This is a genomic window from Rhodococcus aetherivorans (genome assembly GCF_011058165.1).
GTDB lineage: Bacteria > Actinomycetota > Actinomycetes > Mycobacteriales > Mycobacteriaceae > Rhodococcus > Rhodococcus aetherivorans.
In genome coordinates this window covers 46,919-67,626 of the sequence record NZ_JAALEG010000024.1, presented here as the reverse complement: position 1 = coordinate 67,626, position 20,708 = coordinate 46,919, and the positions used below count along the sequence as shown (strand labels likewise).

Here is a 20,708-nt window from a genome sequence, read left to right as displayed (position 1 = left end):
GGAGCCGCGTGGTTCGACAGCCTCAGCGCCTGGGTTCCGAACACCGGGGTGATCCCGGGGTTCGAGCCCACCGGCGTCGGCGCCACGGTCGAGGGCCACTACAGCCTGCCGATCTTCGTCGAACGCGAACAGGCACTGAACCTGCTCGGTGAGCACTTCGGTGCGGGCAGGCTCACCCTCGTCGAGTTCGACGAGCGCAGCGCGAAGGCGGCCGCCGCCACCACCCGCGCCGAACTCGACGCCCTGTTCACCGACCTTCCCCCGGCGACCCCGAACACGCCTGCCCCGGTGGACGACACCGCGAAGGCCGAGCAGCGGGAGAGGTGGCGCACCGCCGCCATGGGACTGATCCCCCTCGTCGCCCTCCTGCTGTTCTTCGTCTCCGGCAGCTGGTTGTGGTTCCTGCTGATCCCGGCCGCAGGCATCCTGTACTCCGCGACCAAGGGCACGAAGGGCGGCTGCTGAGTGGACCCCGTCGAGATCAACGCCGGCAACTGGTATCTGCTCGCCGAACGCCCCGACGAATGGGCCGCCGGCACGGGCTACCACTGGTCGGTGCGGGAGGCGACGACCGCCGATGTCGAAGCCACCGTGGAACTCCGGCCGGACGGGACGCTGACCGGGTCGGCCGAACCCGGTTGCGAGGATGCGCTGGCCGCCGCGTTGGCCGCCGTGCGCCGGTTCGCCGAGAGCGCCTGGAACATGGCGGTCACCGAATCTACATGACCGCCCGGTTCGTTCCGGTGGCGCTCACGCTCGTGGTCGTCACCGTGCTGCTCATGCTGCCGGGCGATACGACTCCGTCGGCGTTCCCGCACGCCGACAAGATCACGCACGCACTGATGTTCGCGGTGCTCGCGTACGCATCCCGCTTCGCCCGGATCCCGCCCGCCGCGACCGTCGCGTGGCTCGCGGTGTACGGGGTGGTCACGGAGGTCCTGCAGGCGACCGTCGCGGTCCGGCGGTCGGGGTCGGTGTGGGACTGGTGCGCGGATCTGCTCGGCGTGGCGATCGGTGTCACGGTGTTCGAGGCCGTACGCCGACGGAGTCGCTCGGAACCGTAGGGCCCGGCGCCTGCGCCGTCCGCTCCCCCGGCCCTCATTCCAGGAGTCGTTGCCGTAGCAGCGCCCGACCGGAGTCCGTGAGCCCCAGGGCGTCGCTCAGGTAGCGGTCGAACGACCCGAACGCCTCCTCCGCCGCCGCGAGCGCCGTCGCGAGGTACTCGGCGCGGACACCGAGGACGGATTCGAGGTCCCCGCGGGGCACCCCCTTCGCCGTGAGCGCTTCGAGGACCGGGGCGAACACCGGCAGCAGCCGCTCGTTGGTGAGCAGGTAGTCCTCGAAGACGGTGTCCTCGTCCACGCCCAGCGCGAGCAGCAGGACGGCCGACGCCCACCCCGTGCGGTCCTTGCCGGTGGTGCAGTGCACGAGCACCGGGTCGGCGTCGCCGGTCAGCAGGGTCTGCAACAACGTCCGGTATGCGGCGCGGGCGCTCGGCAGCAGGACGAAGTCACGGTAACTGCCCCGCAGGTATTCGGCGCCGCGCCCGTCCCCGAGGACCTCGCGGGCGAACGCGGCGTCGGTCAGAAGCTCCTTCATGTGCGCGGCGATCGAACCGTGCTCGCGGTCGGCGAGCACGTCGAGGGCGAGGGTACGCACACCCTCCGGGAGCCGGTCCGGCGCCGCCTGCCGCTCCGGTTCGGTCCGCAGATCCACGACAGTCGCCAGGCCGAGCCCGGACAGCACCCGCGCATCGGCGTCGGTCACCCGGCTCAGGTCGGTGGACCGGAAGACGATGCCCCGGCGCACCGACGCACCGTCGCGCGTGGCGTATCCACCGACATCGCGCAGGTTCGGTATCGAGGTCGCTTCGGGACCGGGCATCGGCCCTCGGGAGGTGGGGGTACCGGGACGACCGGCGGAGTCCGACATGCGCCCACCCTAACCGGGTCGGTTCACCCGTCCGGATCGGTGCACCCGGTCCGATCCGCCGGAGCGACGCCGGGTGCACGCGGAGATCCGGGCGATCGACGCGAGTGCCGGATTCGCCGGCAGCCGAGTGTCACAGGACCCACCCACTACCGCGTGAGGGCGCGGATCACGTCCTTGATGCTCGCGTCGTCGGGCAACACGAGCGGCAGCAGGTTCGTGAGGGCATTCACGATGATGGTGAACCGCATGACCTTCTCCTTCGGTTCTTGCGGCGCTCTCGCTACCGCTACCGCTTCCGTGCGGCCCGGCGGGTTCCGGACCCACCACAACTGTGCGGTTCGGCCCCCGTCGCTGCATCCGTGGTGACACCGGAATGCGGGACCGTGGTGACACCCGCACGCGGTCCGTGCCAGCACGGTGGTGCCGGCGACGGCGCGGGAGGAGACTGAGACGGTCCGGGAGGAGACCGAGACGGTCCGGGAGGAGGCCGGCCGTGCGGCACCGAGTCATCCAGCTGCTCGTCGTGGTCACCGCGGTGCTGGTCGCGGCGATCGCCGCGGCGGTGGACTGGTCGCCGGCGGCGCTGCGGGATCCGGCCCGCACGCTGCTCCTCGGGCCGCGGGAATCCTTCGCCGCCGCCGAGGGGCCGTTCCTGCCGGTGTTCGGGCCCACCGAACTCGCGCTGTTCCTCGGCACCGGAGTCGCATTCGTCGTCTCCGGAGCGATCGCATGGAACAACCGCCCGCACGACCTGAGCGGGCCCCTCATCCTCATGGCCGGCCTGTTGTGGTTCCTCGGCGGCCTGCGACGTTCCGGCGAGCCCGTGGCCTTCACCGTCGGCGTGGCGGCGACGAACCTGTATCTGCCCGTCCTGCTGCAGGCCCTGATCGGGTTCCCGACCGGCCGGCTGCACCGACGGTGGCAGCGTCTGTTCGTGGGCGCCGCGTGGCTTCTCGCCACGATCGGCATCGTGGCCGAGTGGCTGTTCTTCGATCCGCGGACCGCACCCGCGGCATCACCGTCGACGTCGACGAATCTTCTTCTGCTCCGGGATGATCCGTCCCTGGCACAGGCGGTGCAGCTCGTCGTCGGGTTCTGCGCGTTCCTGATCGTGGGCACGCTCGTGCTGGTGGTGATCGTTCGCTGGCGTTCGGGCTCACCGGCGTACCGGGCCGGCTTCGCGCCGCTCGGCGTCGCGTACGGCCTCTCGGCGGTGATCACGATCGTGGTGCTGTCGAGTGCGGTGAGCCTTCCCTGGTCGCCCCCGCCGTGGGTGCTCAACCTGCGCTACCCGACCACGGCGCTGTTTCCGCTGGCGGTGGCGGTCGGTCTCGTCCGGTACCGGCTGGCGCGTGCTGCGGTCAGCGACGCGATGGTGGAGATCGGTTCCGCCCCCATCGGTGTCGGATTCGTCGACGCGCTGCGGCGGGCCGTGCACGACCCGAGCCTGGTGCTGTGGACCTATGCGCCGGAGCGCGCGGCCTACGTCGATCCGGACGGGTCGGTCCACGCTCTTCCCCGCCGTTCCGATTCTCGCGCGGCGACCATCCTCGAACGCGGCGGCACTCCCGTGGGGGCCTTGGTGTACGACCCGTCCCTCGAGACCCAACCCGAGCTGCTCGCCGCGGTCCACAGCGCCACCGCGCTGGCTCTCGAGCACGAACGGTTGCAGGCGGACCTGCAGCTCCGGCTCGACGAGGTACGGCGCTCCCGCGAACGGATCGTCGCGGCCGGCGACATCCAGCGGCGACGCCTCGAGCGCGACCTGCACGACGGTGCGCAGCAACGGCTCGTCGCCGCGTCGCTGTTGTTGCGCCGCGCCCAGCGCGCCGGGGAGGAGGCCGATCTGCGCCGGCTGCTCGCGGACGGTGCCGCCGAACTCGACACCGCCCTGACGGAACTGCGGGAGCTCGCCCGGGGTGTCTACCCGGCGGTGCTCACCGAGCGCGGGCTCGCGGCTGCGCTGCGCTCGCTGGCCGAGCGGGCACCCGTGCCCGTCGGCATCGACGACGGCCTCCCCGGCCGGCCCTCGCCTCCCGTCGAGCTCGCCGCGTACCTCATCGGGGCGGAGGCCGTCACCAATGCCGGAAAGCACTCCGGGGCCACCGCCGTCCGCATCTGCCTGCACCGGGCGGGTGATGCGCTGCGCATGACGATCCGTGACGACGGATGCGGTGGCGCGCGGCCGACGCCCGGCGGGGGGCTGGACGGGCTGCGGGATCGGACCGAGGCTCTCGGCGGCGACCTCGTGCTCGACAGTCCCGAGGGCCGCGGCACGACCGTCGACGTCACGCTCCCGTTCCACCTCGACGTCGAGTCCTGACCGGGTCCGACTCTGCCGGACAGTTCCCGGCCCGGCGGATCAGTGCCGTGCCACCTCTCCCAGCACGCGGTCCAGCGCGTCGAGCGCCTCGTCCAGTTCGGCGGTGGTGACCGTCAGCGGCGGCCGGAACCGGATGCCGCGCTGCCCGGTTCCGATCATCAGCACGTGCTCGTCGACCCGCAGGCGGGTGAGCACGGCGTCGCGGACGGTGGGCGTGGGCAGGGTGAACGCGCACATCAGGCCGCGTCCGCGCGGCTCGCCGACCAGCCGGTGGCGGCCGGCGAGCTGGTTCAGCCCGGACAGCAGATGCGCCCCGGTCATGCGCGCCCGGTCGACGAGCCGGTCCCGCTCGATCACCTCCAGAATGCGCCGGGCGCGGACCATGTCGGTCAGGCTGCCACCCCAGGTGGAGTTGAGCCGCGACGAGACCATGAAGACGTTGTCGGGGATCTCGTCGATCCGGCCGCCGGCCATGATGCCGCAGACCTGGGTCTTCTTACCGAAGGCGACGATGTCGGGTGCGACGCCGAACTGCTGGTACGCCCAGGTGGTTCCCGTCAGCCCGACGCCGGTCTGCACCTCGTCGAAGATCAGCAGCGCATCGTGACGGCGGCACAGTTCTGCCATGGCCTGGAAGAACTGCGGCCGGAAGTGATGGTCGCCGCCCTCGCCCTGGATGGGTTCGGCGATGAAACACGCGATGTCGTGCGGATTCTCGGCGAACGCCCGGCGCGCCTGCTGCAGCGCATGCGCCTCCGCGGCCTCGACGTCGCGGTCGTCGGCGAGGTAGGGCGCGTCGATGCGCGGCCAGCGGAACTTGGGGTACCGGGCCGTCTTGATCGGGTCCGTGTTGGTGAGGGACATCGTGTAGCCGGTGCGACCGTGGAATGCCTCGGTCAGGTGGAGAACGCTGCCCCCGAGGTCGGAGCCGAGTCCGCGCGCCTCGTTGAGCCGGCTCTTCCAGTCGAAGGCCGCCTTGAGTGCGTTCTCCACCGCGAGCCCGCCGCCGTCGACGAAGAACAGGTGCGGCAGGGCCGGGTCGCCGAGCACCCGCGCGAAGGTGTCGACGAACCGGGCCATCGCCACCGTGTAGATGTCGGAGTTGCTGGGCTTGTTCGCGGCGGCCGTGGCGAGTTCGGCGGCGAACGCCGGGTCGTCGACGATGTCGGGCGGGTTCATCCCGAGCGCGGAGGATGCGAAGAACCCGAACATGTCGAGGTAGGTCGTGCCGTCCCGTTGATCGACGAGCCGCACGCCCCGCGATCGGTCGAGGTCGAGGACGAGGTCGAACCCGTCCACCAGCAGATGTTCGCGCAGAACGGCGTGTACCCGGCTCGGGGGCAGCTCGCGGGCACCGTCCGGGTGTCGGAATGCAGTGCTCATGCCCAGAGAGTACGTCAAAGTTCCGCCAAGATCGGCGCGATAAAGGAAGATCACCCCTTCCTTCGACTATCATTCGTAAAATGTTTGGAGGATGACGGTGCTGCGGGTGGCCACATTCGCCGTCGCGCGGATCTCCTGGAGCAGTTGTTCGAGCGCCCGAGGCGAGGCGACGCGCACGAGCAGGATGTAGCTCTCGTCCCCCGCCACGGAGTGGCAGGATTCGATGGCGTCGATGTGCCGCAACCGCGCCGGCGCGTCATCGGGTTGGGACGGGTCGAGAGGGGTGATCGCGACGAACGCCGACAGCATCAACCCGAGCGCTTCGGGATCGACCTTCGCCGCGTATCCGCGGATCACCTGCCGGGCTTCGAGGCGGCGAACCCGGGACTGCACCGCGGAGATCGACAATCCGGCCTTCTCGGCGAGAGTGGCCAGCGTCGCCCGGCCGTCCACCACCAGTTCGCGCATGAGCAGCCGGTCGATCTCGTCCAGGGACTCCTTCGAGTTTTCCGCCATCAGCGCAGGCTAATCGAACCGGAAAGGACATCGACGATGAATCCGACTGGCAATCTGCACGATCGCGCCGCGGCCGCGCTGCGTCGCTGCGGGGCGAGCGCCCCCGCCCTCGACGGCGCCCACACGGTCACCAGCCCGATCGACGGCTCGGAGCTCGCGCGGTTGCACCCCGCCCGCGCCGCGGACGTCGACGCCACGGTCGCCGCGGCGAGCGCGGCCTTCGGGCACTGGCGGCAGGTCCCGGCGCCGATGCGGGGACGGCTGGTCCGCAGGCTCGGGGACCTGCTCGGCGAGCACAAGTCCGATCTCGCCGAGCTCGTCACGCTCGAGGCCGGGAAGATCCCCTCCGAAGCGCTCGGCGAGGTGCAGGAGATGATCGACATCTGCGAGTTCGCGGTCGGCCTCTCGCGCCAGCTCTACGGCCGCACGATGCCCTCCGAGCGACCCGGCCACCGGCTGATGGAGACGTGGCATCCGCTGGGGGTGGTCGCGGTGATCTCTGCGTTCAACTTCCCCGTCGCCGTGTGGTCCTGGAACACCGCGATCGCGCTCGTGTGCGGCGATCCGGTGGTGTGGAAGCCCTCCGAGAAGACCCCGCTCACGGCGCTGGCCTGCCACGCGCTGCTCGAGCGGGCCGCGGGCGACGTGGGCGCCCCCGCCGGCCTGCACCACGTCCTGGTCGGCGACGCCGCCGTCGGCGAGGCGCTGGTCGACGATCCGCGCGTCGCGCTGGTCAGCGCGACGGGCTCGATCCGGATGGGCCGCATCGTCGCGCCCCGGGTGGCGGCGCGGTTCGGGCGCTGCCTGCTCGAACTCGGCGGCAACAACGGCGCGATCGTCGGCCCCTCCGCCGACCTCGACCTCGCCGTGCGGGCCGTGGTGTTCGCCGCGGCCGGCACCGCCGGGCAGCGCTGCACCACCCTGCGACGGCTGATCGCCCACCGCTCCGTCGTCGACGAGCTGACCGAGCGGATCGCCAAGGCCTACTCGGGGCTGCGGGTGGGCGATCCGTTCGACGACGGGGTGCTCGTCGGACCGCTGATCGACGGCCGTGCCCACGCCGCGATGCGGACCGCGCTCGAGCGCGCCGAACTCGACGGCGGCATTCTCGTCACCGGCGGCGACGCGGTCGAGGTCCCCGGTGACGGGGTGTACGTCCGGCCCGCGGTCGTGCGGATGCCGGCGCAGACGGACGTGGTGCGGGAGGAGACGTTCGCCCCGATCCTCTACGTGCTGACCTACGACGGCTTCGACGAGGCGATCGCCCTGCACAACGGGGTACCCCAAGGACTTTCGTCGTCGATCTTCACCACCGACCAGCGCGAGGCCGAGCGCTTCCTCGCCGCCTCGGACTGCGGCATCGCCAATGTCAACATCGGCACCTCCGGCGCGGAGATCGGGGGCGCGTTCGGCGGCGAGAAGGAGACCGGCGGCGGCCGCGAGTCGGGTTCGGACTCGTGGAAGGCGTACATGCGCCGCGCCACCAACACGATCAACTACTCCGACGATCTGCCGCTGGCGCAGGGTGTGGAGTTCGGTTGAGCGACAAGCTGGTTCCGTACCGACTGTGGGGGTGCCGACCGGACCGGTTCGACACCGAGATCGAGGGCGAGTTCGCGTGGACCGACCACATCGTGCGGACCCTCGGCGCGGCGTTCGAGCCGGCCGGCGCCGAGATCCGGAGGGAGGTGTCCCTGCTGCCGGAGACACACGGCGTCAGCGTGCGCGCGGACGGGCTGACGCTGGGCATCCTCGGCGACGGCGACGCGCTGCGCTACGGGCCGGTGCTCCGCCGTGTCGTCGCAGGCGGGTATCTGCCGACCGTGCCGGGCCGCATCTGGGCCGCCGATGCGGGCGCCTACAACGACGACCCGGCCCGCAGCGGCCGCGTCATCGCCCGCGTCTCGGTCAGCCTCGGCGCCCCGGCCCGACTGGTGCCCCGCAACGATCCTCCGGACGTGCCCTACACGCTGCTGCCCCCGGGCCGGACCCTCCAGGTCACCGGGGAGGAACGACACTTCGACCTGCTGCACCCCTACGCCGACCCGCCCGGCAAGTACGCCCTGCTCGTCACCCTCCACGAGGCGGACGGCGCGCTGGTGGAGGTGCGGGTGGACGACCGGGCGTGCGGATACCTCGGCCGGCGGTCCAGTGCGCGTCTGCTGCCGATCGTGACGCACCTGTCCGCGCGTGGACTCGGCACCGCCGCGCGGGCCGCGGTGAGCGGATCCCGGCTGGCGGCCGAGGTGACGGTGTCGGTGACGCCGGCCGACGAGATCGACGAGCGCGTCCTGGACGGACCGCCGGTGGTCGTGCCGCGGCTGGCGCCCGGCCCGGTCGCCGACCCGCCCGACCCGGTGCTGCCGATGCACCGGTACCACGGGTGGGGCGGGCAGATCGTCGTGCAGGGCGACCGGCTGTGGATCCTGCGGGAGGGCCCCGTGGCGCGGGCGTTGGGTCCGGTTCCGTTGACGCCCAAGCGGATCCGTCTGCGGGACGTGGTGGACGTGCAGTTCCGCCCGGCGCTGCCCCAGACCGACGGCATGCTCCGGATCGTGACGGGCAGCGGCCGGGACGGCGCGCCGGCGTCGGCGGATCCCGACACGGTGGTGTTCCACCATCCCGACCGGCAGCGATTCCAGGCGCTCGCCGAGTGGCTGCGGCACGTCGCAGCCGTGAACGCCGGACCGCCGTCGTGAGAGGCACCCCTCAGGGCCGCCGCAGCAGCTCGGCCTCCCCCGGTTCGACGACGATCGTGGCCGGTTCGGTCCGGCCGTAGTACCGCGTACGCAGGAGCCAGCTCCGCGCGTGGGACAGTTCCGAGCGCCACCCGGCCAGGTAGTACTTCCGGCCGAAGCGGGCCATGACGGCCGCCGGTGGCCCGCCCGGCCGCACGGTGGCCCGGCCGTGCAGCCGCAGGACGGGTCCCCGCTCGCCGTCGTCGAGCAGCACCACGACGTCGGGATTCGCGGCCGCGTTGCGCGCCGCCACGGTGCTGCGACCGGTGCCGAAGTACAACCGGCCGTCGACCTGCACGAACCACAGCGGGGCCAGGGCCGCCGCGCCCTTCGGGGAGCGGGTTGCCAGGCGCGCGACGAGGGCACGGTCGAGGAAGTCGCGCACGACGGCGTCGTCGGCCTTCACGCGTCCCGCTCCTCGTGCAGGGTCGCGTAGTCCCACGCGGTGGCCCGCCGGGGCGTGAACACGAACCAGGCGAGGTCCTCGCGACCGTCGGGGGCGGGGGCATCCGCCGCGGCGAGGCGTCCGCGCCAGTTCACCGCCCGCAGCTCGAACCAGAATTCGCCGTCGTCGAGCAGGACGGTGACCCGGTCGAGACCGGCCGACGGCGGCACCGACTCCCGCGGCACACCGACCCACAACTCGCCGTCGCGTCGCCGGACCCGCGCGGGCAGCGCAGTGACCGCACCGGCGTCGTCGAACGCGACCGCCGCCCGACCGTGCTCGAGCAGCCTGCCGGCAAGCGGTTCCGGTTCGACGCGCTGGGTGATCCGCCCCATGCCGACAGACGATACCGCCGGATCATCCGCGGCGGCCGGGATCGCGCGGGGCCGGCCGGATCCGGATCGGTTCGGGCACCGTGACGGTCTCGTTGCCGGGCAACGGCTCCCCGCGGCGCCGCCCGACGTCGGCGACCGTGTCGACGTCCGCGAGCGGCTGCGCCCCCTGCCGCGCGACGGCCTCGTCGTAGAGCTCGAACCACGGGAATCCGCGCCCGGTGTAGTCGGCGGCGGCCAGGGGCCGGGTCGGTGGGTCCTCCCCGGTGACCGTGCGCCACTGCTCGCTGTTCACCAGGTGCACGTCGACGACCGAGCGGTGGTCGAGGTCCCACGCATCGTGCGGTTCGACCGGGGTGGCGACGCCCTGCTCGACGGACCCGCCGGCACCGAGCCCCATGGCCGCGGCCGGCGCGAAGGAGTGCATCGGACGCCGGGCGTCGAACTCGGCACGTTCCTCCCATCGTCGCGCCCGCATGGGGTACGCCGCGATGCGGATCCCGCCCTGCGCCGGCTCGGACCGCAGCTGCTCCTCGACGCCGTAGCCGGAACCGAGCGGCATCGCGACGAACTGGCGCACCCGCCCCTGCGCCACGACGAAGCCGTCGAGCCACGGTTGCGCCGGCACCTCGAGGTAGTCCTCGCGTTCGAAGTCCGGCACCGGCGACCAGGTTTCGCCGGTGAGCGCGTCGACGTCCCCGGCGGCGACCTTCACCAGGAACGGGTACCGGGACTCGAACCCGAGCCAGCACGCCTCCGACTGCCACATCGGCATCACCAGTCCGCCGCGGGACCGCCACGAGTCCGGTATCCGGGCGTCGTCGAGTCCGGCGACAGCCCGCAGCGGGAACCGTCCCAGGCCGGGCGGCAACGGGTAGGTGTTGCCGTCGTCCGGCACCCGCAGGGTGCGGTGGAACGAGACGGCCATGCGGGCGGCGGCGTGCACCTCGGGGAACTCGAACACCAGGCGGTCCTTCTCGAGAGCGAGCGCCACGTCGTCCCTCCCGTCCGCATGCTCCGGTGCCGTTCACGTGCGGGTGAGGGTACGCCGACCGGACGGGCCGGTCGAGCAGTTGCGCCGAGCGTCTCTCGGCTCACGTGACCCGGGCCACAGCTGTGGTAGACCAAGGGGCATGTTTCCTGGGAACTTCGTCGCCACGACCCCCGACAAGCCCGCCATCGTGCGGCCCGCCACCGGGGAGTCGCTCACCTACCGGCAGCTCGACGAGAGCTCCGTCCGCCTCGCGAAATACCTGCGCGCCGCCGGACTCGAGCCGGGCGACCACATCGCGCTGATCTCGGACAACGACCTGCGGGTGATGGAGGTCTACTGGGCGGCGCTGCGTTCCGGCCTGTACGTCACGGTGGTCAACTGGCACCTCACCCCCGCCGAGGCCGCCTACGTGGTCAACGACTGCGGCGCGAAGGTGCTCCTCGCCTCGGCGGGCGCGGCGACCGCGATCGACACCCGTTCCGGGGCTTACCCGAACGTGATCCGCCGGCTCGTGTACGGCGGTGCACTGCCCGGCTTCGACGACTACGCCCACGCGCTCGCGGCATTCGACGCCTCGCCGCTGGAGTCGCAGCCGCGTGGTCAGGACATGCTCTACTCCTCGGGCACCACCGGCCGGCCCAAGGGCATCAAGCCGAAGCTGCCCGAGGGACAGGTCCAGGACGTCCCGGACCCCTACACGGCGGTGTTCGCCCCGATGTACGGCTTCGATGCCGAGTCGGTGTACCTGTGCCCGGCCCCGCTGTATCACGCTGCGCCGCTTCGCTTCTGCGGAGTGGTGCAGTCCGTCGGGGGCACGGTGGTCCTCATGGACCGGTTCGAGCCGGAGGAGGCGCTCGCCCTGATCGAGCGTTACCGCGTCACCCACAGCCAGTGGGTGCCGACGATGTTCGTGCGGATGCTCAAGCTCCCCGAGGAGGTGCGTGGCAAGTACGACATGTCGAGCCTGAAGGTCGCCATCCACGCGGCGGCGCCGTGCCCGCCGGAGATCAAGCGCGCCATGATCGAGTGGTGGGGCCCGATCGTGTACGAGTACTACGCCTCCACCGAGGGCGCGGGCGCCACGTTCATCGACTCGGAGCAGGCGCTTGCACACCCGGGATCCGTGGGTCGCGACGGCGTGATGGGCGTCGTCCACATCTGCGACGACAGCGGCGCCGAGCTGCCGGTCGGTGCCACCGGCACGGTGTGGTGGGAGCGCGACGAGCGGCCGTTCGAGTACCACAACGACCCGGAGAAGACCGAGGAGGCGACGCACCCCGATCATCCGACCTGGACCACCAGCGGCGACATCGGATACCTCGACGAGGAGCGCTACCTGTACCTCACCGACCGGGCCGCGTTCACGATCATCTCCGGCGGCGTGAACATCTACCCGCAGGAATCGGAGAACGTCCTCACCCTGCACCCCAAGGTGTACGACGTCGCGGTGATCGGGGTCCCCAACGAGGAGATGGGCGAGGAGGTCAAGGCCGTCGTCCAGCTCGCCGACGGCGTCGAGCCCGGACCCGAGGTCGAGCGCGAGCTCCTCGACTTCGTCCGCGAGCGCGTCTCCCACTTCAAGGCGCCGCGCAGCATCGACTTCTCCGACGACCTGCCGCGCACGCCCACCGGCAAGCTCGTCAAACACAAGCTGCGCGCCCGCTACCTCACCCCGGCAGGCTGACCGTGTCCGCCGATCTCGCCGAACTCGCCGACCAGCTCCCGGCCGGCGCGCTGATCACCGATCCGGACCTGCTCGCCGGGTACCGGCAGGACTGGGCGCGCGATCCGGACGCGGCGGTGCCGCGCGCGGTCGTGCGGGCCACGCGCACGGCGGACGTGCAAGCCACACTGCGATGGGCGAGCGCCCACCGGGTGCCCGTGGTGCCGCGCGGCGCGGGCACCAGCCTGTCCGGCGGGGCGGGCGGGGTGCCGGGCGGGATCGTGCTGAGCACCGAGCGGATGCGGGCGATCACCGTGGACCCGGTCACCCGCACGGCGGTCGTCCAGCCGGGACTGCTCAACGCCGAGGTCAAGCGGGCCGCGGCCGAGCACGGGCTGTGGTATCCGCCCGACCCGTCCTCGTTCGAGATGTGCACGATCGGCGGCAACGCGGCGACCAACGCCGGGGGGCTGTGCTGCGTGAAGTACGGCGTCACCACGGACTACGTCCTCGGCCTCGAGGTGGTGCTCGCCGACGGCACCGCGGTGCGGCTCGGCGGACCCCGCCTCAAGGACGTGGCTGGCCTGTCGCTGACCAAGCTGTTCGTCGGCAGCGAGGGCACCCTCGGCATCATCACCGAGGTGACCCTGCGGCTCCTCCCGCCGCAACCGCCGGCATCGACGATGGTCGCCACGTTCGGCTCGGTCCAGGCCGCGGCCGACGCGGTGCTGGCCGTGACGGCCACGTTGCGCCCGGCGATGCTCGAGTTCATGGACCGCGCCTCGATCAATGCGGTCGAGGACGCGCTGCACATGGGACTGGACCGCGACACCGAGGCGATGCTCATCGCCCGGTCCGACGCGCCGGGCACGGCCTCGGCGCAGGAGATCGCGACGATGGTGCGGGCGTGCGAGGATGCCGGTGCCGAGGAGGTGTTCTCGACCGACGACCCCGAGGAGGGCGAGGCGTTCGCGGCGGCGCGGCGGATGGCCATCCCGGCGGTCGAACGGACCGGCAGCCTGCTGCTCGAGGATGTCGGCGTGCCCCTGCCGGCCCTGCCGGCACTGGTCGGGGGTGTCGCCGAGATCGCCGACCGCAATGCGGTGACGGTGGCGGTGATCGCGCACGCCGGCGACGGCAACACCCATCCGCTGATCGTGTACGACCCCGCCGACGCCGACCAGACGGCCCGCGCGCACGTGGCCTTCGGGCAGATCATGGACCTGGCGATCGCGCTGGGCGGCACCATCACCGGGGAGCACGGGGTGGGCCGGCTGAAGAAGGCGTGGCTGCCGGATCAGGTGGGTCCCGACGTGATGGCCCTGACCCGGCGGATCAAGGCGGCGCTCGACCCGGAATCCATCCTCAATCCGGGCGTCATCCTCTGAAGCAAGATCGAGTACGGTGGCCGCGTGCGTGAGGACCGAATCCAGTGAACGCCCGTACGCCCTTGTCGCCGGCGGGCCTGCCGCTGCGCGACACCCGCTACCGGACGTTCGAGCAGTACCCGGAGTTCGCCGCGGCGACAGCCTGGCTGCGCGACTACGTGCGCGCCGCGGTGCCCAACCCGAGGATGAGTGAACGCGAGTACTGGTCGGCGGTGTGCCTGCCGCCGCACGACGGCTCCATCGAGGCGGAACCGCTGGTGAGCGTGCACGTCGGCGCGATCGAGGCCGCGGGGCTGTACGTGGAGGCCCCGGCGGCGCAGCCCCGCCGGATCGGCGGCCGGGTCACCGTGGCCGTCGACGACCTCGAGGCGGCCGCCGGAACGAGCGTGGACGTGCTCGCGGCGGCCCACTCGGACCTGCGGTTCCGCCCCGACGGGCCGGTCGTGTCGATCGGCTGGTCCGACGGACCCGCCAGCCGCGCGCAGTTCGCCGCCGTACCGTGGGAGCCGGCCGCCGCCGCACTCGTCGGACGCGTGATGCGCAACGGCAAGTGCCGATGGTCGGCTCACCACTGCGCGCAGCTCGCTCGGTTCGCGCTGGCCGACTGACGTCCGGCCCCCGACCCGCCGGCCGGGGGCCACCGGCACGAGCGCGGCGTCCGGGAAACCTCCGGCGTGTCGTACCGGCGGTGCACCATGGAACGGTGACCGACGTCCTGACCCGTTTCTCCGAGCCCACCCGGCAGTGGTTCGCGGGCGCGTTCGAGGCCCCGACCGCCGCGCAGCTCGGGGCCTGGGAGTCGATCTCGTCCGGCGCGCACACCCTGGTGGTGGCCCCCACCGGGTCGGGTAAGACACTCTCGGCGTTCCTGTGGTCGCTCGACCGCCTCGCGGCCACACCGACCGAGCACTCCGGCACCCGCGTGCTCTACGTCTCCCCGCTCAAGGCCCTCGCGGTGGACGTGGAACGGAACCTGCGCTCGCCGCTGGTCGGCATTACCCAGACCGCGCGGCGGCTCGGCCTCGAGCCGCCGGAGATCACCGTCGGCGTACGCTCGGGCGACACGTCGGCGGCGGACCGGCGCGCCCTGATCCGCACCCCGCCGGACATCCTCATCACCACCCCCGAGTCGCTGTTCCTCATGCTCACCTCCGCAGCGCGCGAGACGCTCGCCGGCGTGGAGACCGTCATCGTCGACGAGGTGCACGCCGTCGCCGGAACGAAACGCGGTGCGCACCTTGCTCTTTCTCTCGAACGGCTCGATCTGCTGCTCGGGCGGCCGGCGCAGCGGATCGGCCTGTCGGCGACGGTGCGCCCGCACGAGGAGGTGGGCCGGTTCCTCGCCGGGACCGCGCCGATCCGCATCGTCGCCCCGCCGTCCGCCAAGACGTGGGATCTCACGGTGCGGGTGCCCGTCGAGGACATGACCGAACTGGGCGTGCAGCCGGAACCCTCGGACGACGGGATGCCGGGGGTTCCGCAGGCCGGGTCGATCTGGCCGCACGTCGAGGAGCAGATCGTCGACCTCATCGTCGCGCACCGTTCCACCATCGTGTTCGCCAACTCCCGCCGCCTCGCCGAGCGGTTGACGGCCCGGCTCAACGAGATCCACGCCGAACGCGAGGGGGAGGCGGTGGACCGCCGGCCCCCGCCCCCGGCGCAGATCGGGGCGCCCACCGAGGTCGCGTTCGGCGCGCAGCCGCTGCTGGCGCGGGCGCACCACGGCTCGGTGAGCAAGGACCAGCGGGCGCTGATCGAGGACGACCTGAAGTCCGGGCGGCTGCGCTGCGTCGTCGCCACCTCGAGCCTCGAACTCGGCATCGACATGGGTGCGGTCGACCTCGTGATCCAGGTGTCGGCACCACCGTCGGTGGCGAGCGGACTGCAGCGCGTCGGGCGGGCGGGCCACCAGGTGGGCGAGGTCTCCCGCGGGGTGCTGTTCCCCAAGCACCGCACCGACCTGGTGCACTGCGCGGTCACGGTCGAACGGATGGTGGGCGGGCACATCGAGGCCCTGCAGGTGCCGGCCAACCCGCTGGACGTGCTCGCCCAGCAGACCGTCGCCGCGGTCGCCCTCGAGCCGCTCGACGTGGACGAGTGGTTCGACACGGTGCGGCGCAGCGGCTCCTTCGCGACGCTGCCCCGCTCGGCGTACGAGTCGACGCTGGACCTGCTGGCCGGGCGGTACCCGTCGGACGAGTTCGCCGAGCTGCGGCCCCGGGTGGTGTGGGATCGCACCGCCGGCACCCTCACCGGCCGGCCGGGCGCGCAGCGGCTGGCCGTCACCTCGGGCGGCACGATCCCCGACCGCGGCCTGTTCACCGTGTACATGGTCGGCGAGAAGGCCACCCGGGTCGGAGAACTCGACGAGGAGATGGTGTACGAGTCCCGGGTGGGCGACGTGTTCGCGCTCGGCGCGACGAGCTGGCGCATCGAGGAGATCACCTTCGACCGGGTGCTGGTCTCCCCCGCCTACGGGCAGCCCGGCAGGCTGCCGTTCTGGCACGGTGACGGAGTCGGCCGCCCGGCCGAACTCGGCGCCGCCCTGGGGGCGTTCGTGCGCGAACTGGGGCACGCCGATCCGGAGGACGCCGCCGCCCGGTGCCGTCGCGGCGGCCTCGACGACAACGCGACCGCCAACCTGACACGGCTGCTCGAGGAGCAGCGCAACGCCACCGGCCACCTGCCCACCGACCGGACCCTGGTGGTCGAGCGGTTCCGCGACGAACTCGGCGACTGGCGCCTCGTGCTGCACTCCCCGTACGGGATGCGCGTGCACGCGCCGTGGGCGCTCGCCGTGGGCGCACGGCTGCTCGACCGGTACGGCGTCGAGGCCGCGCCCACGGCCTCGGACGACGGCATCATCGTCCGGCTCCCCGACACCGAGGACGCCCCGCCCGGCGCGGAGGTGTTCGCCTTCGACACCGACGAGATCGAGGACCTGGTCACCGAGCAGGTGGGCGGCTCGGCGCTGTTCGCCTCCCGCTTCCGGGAGTGCGCGGCGCGGGCACTGCTGCTGCCGCGGCGCACGCCCGGCAAGCGGGCGCCGCTGTGGCAGCAGCGGCAGCGCTCGGCGCAGCTGCTCGACGTGGCCCGTCGCTACCCCACCTTCCCGATCCTGCTCGAGACGGTGCGGGAATGCCTGCAGGACGTCTACGACCTGCCCGCCCTGCGGGACCTGCTCGGCCGCGTCGCCCGGCGGCAGGTCCGCATCGTGGAGGTCGAGACGGCCACCGCGTCACCGTTCGCGACCTCACTGCTGTTCGACTACGTCGGCGCGTTCATGTACGAGGGCGACAGCCCCCTGGCAGAACGGCGTGCCGCGGCCCTGTCGCTGGACTCGACACTGCTCGCCGAACTGCTCGGGCGTGTGGAGCTGCGGGAACTGCTCGACGCCGACGTCGTTGCCCGGGCCGAACTGGAGCTGCAGCACCTGGCCCCGGACCGCAAGGCCCGCGACGCCGAAGGTGTCGCGGACCTGCTCCGGCTGCTCGGCCCGCTGACCGAGACCGAGATCGCCGAGCGCACCACGGCCGATCCCGCCGCATGGCTCGACGAGCTGGATGCGCAGCGACGGGTGCTGAAGGTGTCCTTCGCCGGCCACGAGCGGTGGTCGGCCATCGAGGACGCCTCGCGTCTCCGGGACGCGCTCGGGGTGCCGTTGCCGATCGGCGTGCCGACGGCGTTCGTCGAGCCGGTGCCCGATCCGCTGGGCGACCTGATCGGCCGGTACGCCCGCACCCACGGCCCGTTCACCGCGGCGGAGGCGGCGGCCCGGTTCGGGCTCGGCACCGCGGTGGTGCAGGACGTGCTGCACCGGCTGGCCGCCGAGAAGCGGGTCAGCGCAGGTGAGTTCCGGCCCGGCACGACGGGCGCCGAGTGGTGCGACACCGAGGTGCTGCGGCGGCTGCGGCGACGGTCGCTCGCGGCGGCACGACACGAGGTGGAGCCGGTCGGCACCGCCACCCTCGGCCGGTTCCTGCCGGCGTGGCAGCACGTGGGCGGCGGCCTGCGCGGGGTGGACGGGGTGGCCGCGGTCGTCGAGCAACTGGCCGGGGTGCCGGTGCCGGCGAGCGCTCTCGAGCCGCTGATCCTCGCGCCGCGGGTGCGGGACTACTCCCCCGCGATGCTCGACGAACTCACCACGACGGGCGAGGTGCTGTGGGCGGGGTCGGGGCAGATCTCCGGCAAGGACGGCTGGGTGTCGCTGCACCTGACCGACACCGCCCCCCTGACCCTCGCGCCGGCGGCCGAGATCGAACAGACCGACGTCCACCGCGGCATCCTGGACACGCTCGCGGGCGGCGGGGCGTTCTTCTTCCGTCAGCTCACCGAGGCCCTCGGCACCACCGACACGGAAACCGCCTCGGCACTGTGGGATCTCGTGTGGGCCGGCCTCGTCTCGGGGGACACACCGGCCGCGCTGCGCGCCCTCGTCGGCGACACCTCCCGCGCGACCCCCGCGCACCGCACGCCCCGACGCGCCCCGCGCGCCCGGATGTACCGCGGCCGTCCGGCGCTGCCGAGCCGGACCGGGCCACCGACGGTCGGTGGGCGGTGGTCGCTGCTGCCCGACCGGGAAACCGATCCGACGGTGCGCGCCCACGCCGCCGCGGACCTGCTGCTCGAGCGCTACGGTGTGGTCACCCGCGGCGCGGTCGTCGCCGAGGGCGTGCCGGGCGGCTTCGCTCTGATGTACAAGGTGCTGAGCCGGTTCGAGGAGACGGGGCGGTGCCGCCGCGGCTACTTCGTCGACACGCTCGGCGGTGCGCAGTTCTCCACCCCGGAGGTCGTGGACCGGTTGCGGTCCTACGGCGAGTCACTCGAGGGCCGCCACACCGGCACACCCGCGGTGACGCTGGCCGCGTGCGACCCGGCGAACCCGTACGGCGCGGCACTGCCTTGGCCGAAGTCGGCGGCGCCCGAGGACTCGCCGCGGCACCGCCCCGGCCGCAAGGCCGGGGGGCTGGTGGTGCTCGTCGACGGCGAGCTGGGTCTGTTCGTCGAACGCGGCGGCCGCACGGTACTGACGTTCACCGAGGACCCGGGGATACTCCGCGGTGCGTGCGCGTCACTGGCCGGGTCGGTCAAGGGCGGGGGCCTCGACACGCTCGTCGTCGAGAAGGTCGACGGCAGTTCCATTCACGGTCACCTGTTCGCGGAATTCCTCGCCGAGGCCGGCTTCTCGGCCACCCCCCGCGGTTTCCGGTTGAGGGCCTGATGCCCGAGGGCGACACCGTCTTCCAGGCGGCCACCCGGCTGCGCCGCGCCCTCGCGGGAAAGCCGTTGACGCGCTGCGACATCCGCGTGCCCCGGTACGCGACGGTCGATCTGACCGGCACCGTGGTCGACGAGGTGCTCGCCCGGGGCAAGCATCTTCTGGTCCGCGTCGGTGCGCACACCCTCCACACCCACCTGAAGATGGAGGGGGTGTGGGACGTCCACGCGCCCGGGACCCGCTGGCGCCGTCAGGGATATCACGCCAGGATCGTGCTCGCGGTCGCGGACGCCGAGGCCGTGGGCTTCGACCTCGGGATCGTCGAGGTGCTGGACCGCGACCGCGAGGAGGAGGCCGTGGGACACCTGGGACCCGATCTGCTCGGCCCGGACTGGGACCCGGCAGCCGCCGCCGCGAACCTGATGCGCGATCCGGGCCGACCCGTCGGTCTGGCGCTGCTCGATCAACGGGTGATGGCCGGGGTGGGCAACGTGTACCGGTGCGAGCTGTGCTTCCTGCGGGGCGTGCACCCGTCGACACCGGTCGCGGACGCGGGAGATGCGGCCGCCTGGGTCGATCTGGCGCACCGCCTGCTGGTGTTCAACCGGGACCGCGTCAGCCGGATCACCACCGGCGACCGCCGGCCCGGCCGGGGCACATGGGTGTACGGACGCGCGGGCAAGCCGTGCCGCCGGTGCGGAACCACGATCCGGACCGGCATGCTGGGGTCGGCGAGCGACCCGGATCGCAAGATCGACTGGTGCCCGCACTGTCAGCCGCGCGACGGGGGCGGCTGAGCCGGCGCGTCCCGCCGGCTCGGTCGTCCCGCAGCTCGGTGGTTGCGCAGCTCAGTGGTTGCGCAGCTCAGTGGTTGCGCAGCTCAGTGGTTGCGCAGCGCGTCGATGAGCTCGCCCTTGCGCTTGGACGAGTAGCCCGAGATCCCGAGCTCCTTGGCCCTCTTCTTCAACTCGTCGACGGTCCAGTCCTCGTAGGACCCCGACGTACCGCCCTTGTGGCCGACGGAGGACCGGCCGCGCTTCGCCGCCGCGTTCGAGATCCGGGCGGCCTTCTCCTTGGAGGCGCCGTCGTCGCGCAGTTCCTGATACAGCTTCTCGTCCTTGATCGACGACCTGGGCATGATGCCCCTCCCTTCGTCGAGCGTGCCGTCGTCTCGCGAATACCCCTCCGCCTGCGGCTCTACACTTCCGGCCTGGACGAGCAGGCCCACGCAGTGCCGCACCAACCGCTCCGGCGACACCACGACGGTGCCGTCCAGATAGCCGATGAACAGGCTCGTCAGCGCCCCGACGAGCCCGACCGCCACCATGTGCCGCTCCTCGCGGTCGGCGATCGCCGTGAGCTGCTGCTGGACGAGCAGCACGAACGTGGGAGCGAGGTCGAGTCCCTGACCACCGAGCGACGGCTCCCGCAGCGGGCCGAGCAGCAGCACCCGGCCCAGGGCCGGGCGGTCGACGATCAGCTCGACGAAGGCCCGGACCGCCGCCTCGGGAAGATCCCCCGGTCGCGGGGCCGTACCGACCGCGGCCTCCAGCGCCGTGCGCACCCGTTCGCCGACGGCGGCATACACGGCGCGCACGAACGCGTCCCGGTCGTCGAAGCTTTCGTAGAAGTACCGTTCCGTCAGTCCGGCCGCCCGGCACACGGCGCGCACGTTGACCGCCGGCCCCTCGGGCGCGCCGAGCAGATCGATGCCCACCGAGAGCAGCGCGTCGCGGCGTGCCCGCCGGCGTTCCGCCATGTCGGTGCCGCCCCAGC

The 20,708-nt window shown here is 72.5% G+C and carries 18 protein-coding genes and 1 pseudogene; 11 read left to right on the top strand and 8 right to left on the bottom strand.

The genetic code is table 11. The features are described from left to right. Positions 1-105: 105 nt before the first annotated feature. Genes G6039_RS12415 through G6039_RS12405 form a run of 3 tightly spaced genes read left to right on the top strand, consistent with a single transcriptional unit; the run spans position 106 to position 1,064 of the window. The gene (locus G6039_RS12415) at positions 106-465 is read left to right on the top strand and encodes a DUF1707 SHOCT-like domain-containing protein (RefSeq protein WP_164528078.1); all 360 of its coding nucleotides are present in this window, start codon (positions 106-108) and stop codon (positions 463-465) included. Beyond that, a complete protein-coding gene (locus G6039_RS12410) occupies positions 466-726 on the top strand; it encodes a hypothetical protein (RefSeq protein WP_006939587.1) in 261 nt (86 codons plus the stop codon). Then, positions 723-1,064 carry a VanZ family protein gene (locus G6039_RS12405; RefSeq protein WP_006939589.1) on the top strand — a complete coding sequence of 114 codons (342 nt, stop codon included), beginning with the start codon at positions 723-725 and terminating at the stop codon, positions 1,062-1,064. The genes G6039_RS12410 and G6039_RS12405 overlap by 4 nt, the downstream gene beginning before the upstream one ends. Positions 1,065-1,098: 34 nt before the next feature. Here the strand turns inward: G6039_RS12405 and G6039_RS12400 are convergent, their stop codons facing one another. Then, positions 1,099-1,932 (bottom strand): tyrosine-protein phosphatase, encoded by an 834-nt coding sequence (locus G6039_RS12400; protein WP_029544664.1) that lies wholly within the window; start codon positions 1,930-1,932, stop codon positions 1,099-1,101. A gap of 493 nt (positions 1,933-2,425) precedes the next feature. Between G6039_RS12400 and G6039_RS12395 the strand changes: the two genes are divergently transcribed. Beyond that, positions 2,426-4,255 carry a sensor histidine kinase gene (locus G6039_RS12395; protein WP_006939602.1) on the top strand — a complete coding sequence of 610 codons (1,830 nt, stop codon included), beginning with the start codon at positions 2,426-2,428 and terminating at the stop codon, positions 4,253-4,255. 39 nt (positions 4,256-4,294) lie between these two features. Here the strand turns inward: G6039_RS12395 and lat are convergent, their stop codons facing one another. Next, positions 4,295-5,638: an L-lysine 6-transaminase gene (gene lat, locus G6039_RS12390; protein ID WP_029544666.1), complete on the bottom strand. Its 1,344-nt coding sequence runs from the start codon at positions 5,636-5,638 to the stop codon at positions 4,295-4,297. 69 nt (positions 5,639-5,707) lie between these two features. Continuing rightward, positions 5,708-6,154, bottom strand: coding sequence for an Lrp/AsnC family transcriptional regulator (locus G6039_RS12385; protein ID WP_029544668.1), 447 nt, complete (start codon positions 6,152-6,154; stop codon positions 5,708-5,710). 36 nt (positions 6,155-6,190) lie between these two features. On the opposite strand from G6039_RS12385, the gene amaB reads away from it, so the two are divergent. Together amaB and G6039_RS12375 are read left to right on the top strand one after the other, a co-directional pair. Beyond that, positions 6,191-7,696, top strand: coding sequence for an L-piperidine-6-carboxylate dehydrogenase (gene amaB, locus G6039_RS12380; protein WP_006939606.1), 1,506 nt, complete (start codon positions 6,191-6,193; stop codon positions 7,694-7,696). Continuing rightward, positions 7,693-8,853, top strand: a complete 1,161-nt coding sequence (locus G6039_RS12375; protein ID WP_029544670.1) for a hypothetical protein — start codon at positions 7,693-7,695, stop codon at positions 8,851-8,853. The genes amaB and G6039_RS12375 overlap by 4 nt, the downstream gene beginning before the upstream one ends. A 10-nt stretch (positions 8,854-8,863) precedes the next feature. Here G6039_RS12375 and G6039_RS12370 read toward each other — a convergent pair whose 3' ends face one another. From G6039_RS12370 to G6039_RS12360, 3 genes are read right to left on the bottom strand one after another with little or no spacing between them, the layout of a single operon-like run. Continuing rightward, positions 8,864-9,298 (bottom strand): pyridoxamine 5'-phosphate oxidase family protein, encoded by a 435-nt coding sequence (locus tag G6039_RS12370; protein WP_029544672.1) that lies wholly within the window; start codon positions 9,296-9,298, stop codon positions 8,864-8,866. After that, the gene (locus tag G6039_RS12365) at positions 9,295-9,672 is read right to left on the bottom strand and encodes a hypothetical protein (RefSeq protein ID WP_006939610.1); all 378 of its coding nucleotides are present in this window, start codon (positions 9,670-9,672) and stop codon (positions 9,295-9,297) included. The genes G6039_RS12370 and G6039_RS12365 overlap by 4 nt, the downstream gene beginning before the upstream one ends. 22 nt (positions 9,673-9,694) lie before the next feature. After that, positions 9,695-10,663 carry a hypothetical protein gene (locus G6039_RS12360; RefSeq protein ID WP_029544674.1) on the bottom strand — a complete coding sequence of 323 codons (969 nt, stop codon included), beginning with the start codon at positions 10,661-10,663 and terminating at the stop codon, positions 9,695-9,697. A gap of 139 nt (positions 10,664-10,802) precedes the next feature. Between G6039_RS12360 and G6039_RS12355 the strand changes: the two genes are divergently transcribed. From G6039_RS12355 to G6039_RS12335, 5 genes are all read left to right on the top strand, one after another. Continuing rightward, on the top strand, positions 10,803-12,347 hold the full coding sequence (locus G6039_RS12355) for an AMP-binding protein (RefSeq protein WP_006939612.1): 1,545 nt from the start codon (positions 10,803-10,805) through the stop codon (positions 12,345-12,347). Then, entirely contained in the window at positions 12,344-13,714 is a 1,371-nt protein-coding gene (locus G6039_RS12350; protein ID WP_029547231.1) for an FAD-binding oxidoreductase, read from the top strand. Before G6039_RS12355 ends, G6039_RS12350 begins: the two co-directional genes overlap by 4 nt. A 44-nt stretch (positions 13,715-13,758) precedes the next feature. After that, entirely contained in the window at positions 13,759-14,322 is a 564-nt protein-coding gene (locus G6039_RS12345; protein WP_029544676.1) for a hypothetical protein, read from the top strand. Positions 14,323-14,417: 95 nt separating this feature from the next. Further along, positions 14,418-18,935: an ATP-dependent helicase gene (locus tag G6039_RS12340; RefSeq protein ID WP_029544678.1), complete on the top strand. Its 4,518-nt coding sequence runs from the start codon at positions 14,418-14,420 to the stop codon at positions 18,933-18,935. Beyond that, positions 18,935-19,729, top strand: coding sequence for a DNA-formamidopyrimidine glycosylase family protein (locus G6039_RS12335; RefSeq protein ID WP_029544680.1), 795 nt, complete (start codon positions 18,935-18,937; stop codon positions 19,727-19,729). Before G6039_RS12340 ends, G6039_RS12335 begins: the two co-directional genes overlap by 1 nt. An 83-nt stretch (positions 19,730-19,812) precedes the next feature. Here the strand turns inward: G6039_RS12335 and G6039_RS12330 are convergent, their stop codons facing one another. Together G6039_RS12330 and G6039_RS12325 are read right to left on the bottom strand one after the other, a co-directional pair. Continuing rightward, entirely contained in the window at positions 19,813-20,070 is a 258-nt protein-coding gene (locus G6039_RS12330; RefSeq protein ID WP_029544682.1) for a DUF7218 family protein, read from the bottom strand. A gap of 69 nt (positions 20,071-20,139) precedes the next feature. After that, positions 20,140-20,691 (bottom strand): annotated as a pseudogene (locus G6039_RS12325) (TetR/AcrR family transcriptional regulator); the annotation flags it as partial. Between the last annotated feature and the right edge of the window lie 17 nt (positions 20,692-20,708).

Coding starts and splice junctions, on each gene's coding strand:
- G6039_RS12405 (WP_006939589.1), top strand. CDS start 723: ATGACCGCCCGGTTCGTTCCGGTGGCGCTCACGCTCGTGGTCGTCACC.
- G6039_RS12400 (WP_029544664.1), bottom strand. CDS start 1,932: ATGTCGGACTCCGCCGGTCGTCCCGGTACCCCCACCTCCCGAGGGCCG.
- lat (WP_029544666.1), bottom strand. CDS start 5,638: ATGAGCACTGCATTCCGACACCCGGACGGTGCCCGCGAGCTGCCCCCG.
- G6039_RS12385 (WP_029544668.1), bottom strand. CDS start 6,154: ATGGCGGAAAACTCGAAGGAGTCCCTGGACGAGATCGACCGGCTGCTC.
- amaB (WP_006939606.1), top strand. CDS start 6,191: ATGAATCCGACTGGCAATCTGCACGATCGCGCCGCGGCCGCGCTGCGT.
- G6039_RS12365 (WP_006939610.1), bottom strand. CDS start 9,672: ATGGGGCGGATCACCCAGCGCGTCGAACCGGAACCGCTTGCCGGCAGG.
- G6039_RS12355 (WP_006939612.1), top strand. CDS start 10,803: ATGTTTCCTGGGAACTTCGTCGCCACGACCCCCGACAAGCCCGCCATC.
- G6039_RS12335 (WP_029544680.1), top strand. CDS start 18,935: ATGCCCGAGGGCGACACCGTCTTCCAGGCGGCCACCCGGCTGCGCCGC.
- G6039_RS12330 (WP_029544682.1), bottom strand. CDS start 20,070: ATGCCCAGGTCGTCGATCAAGGACGAGAAGCTGTATCAGGAACTGCGC.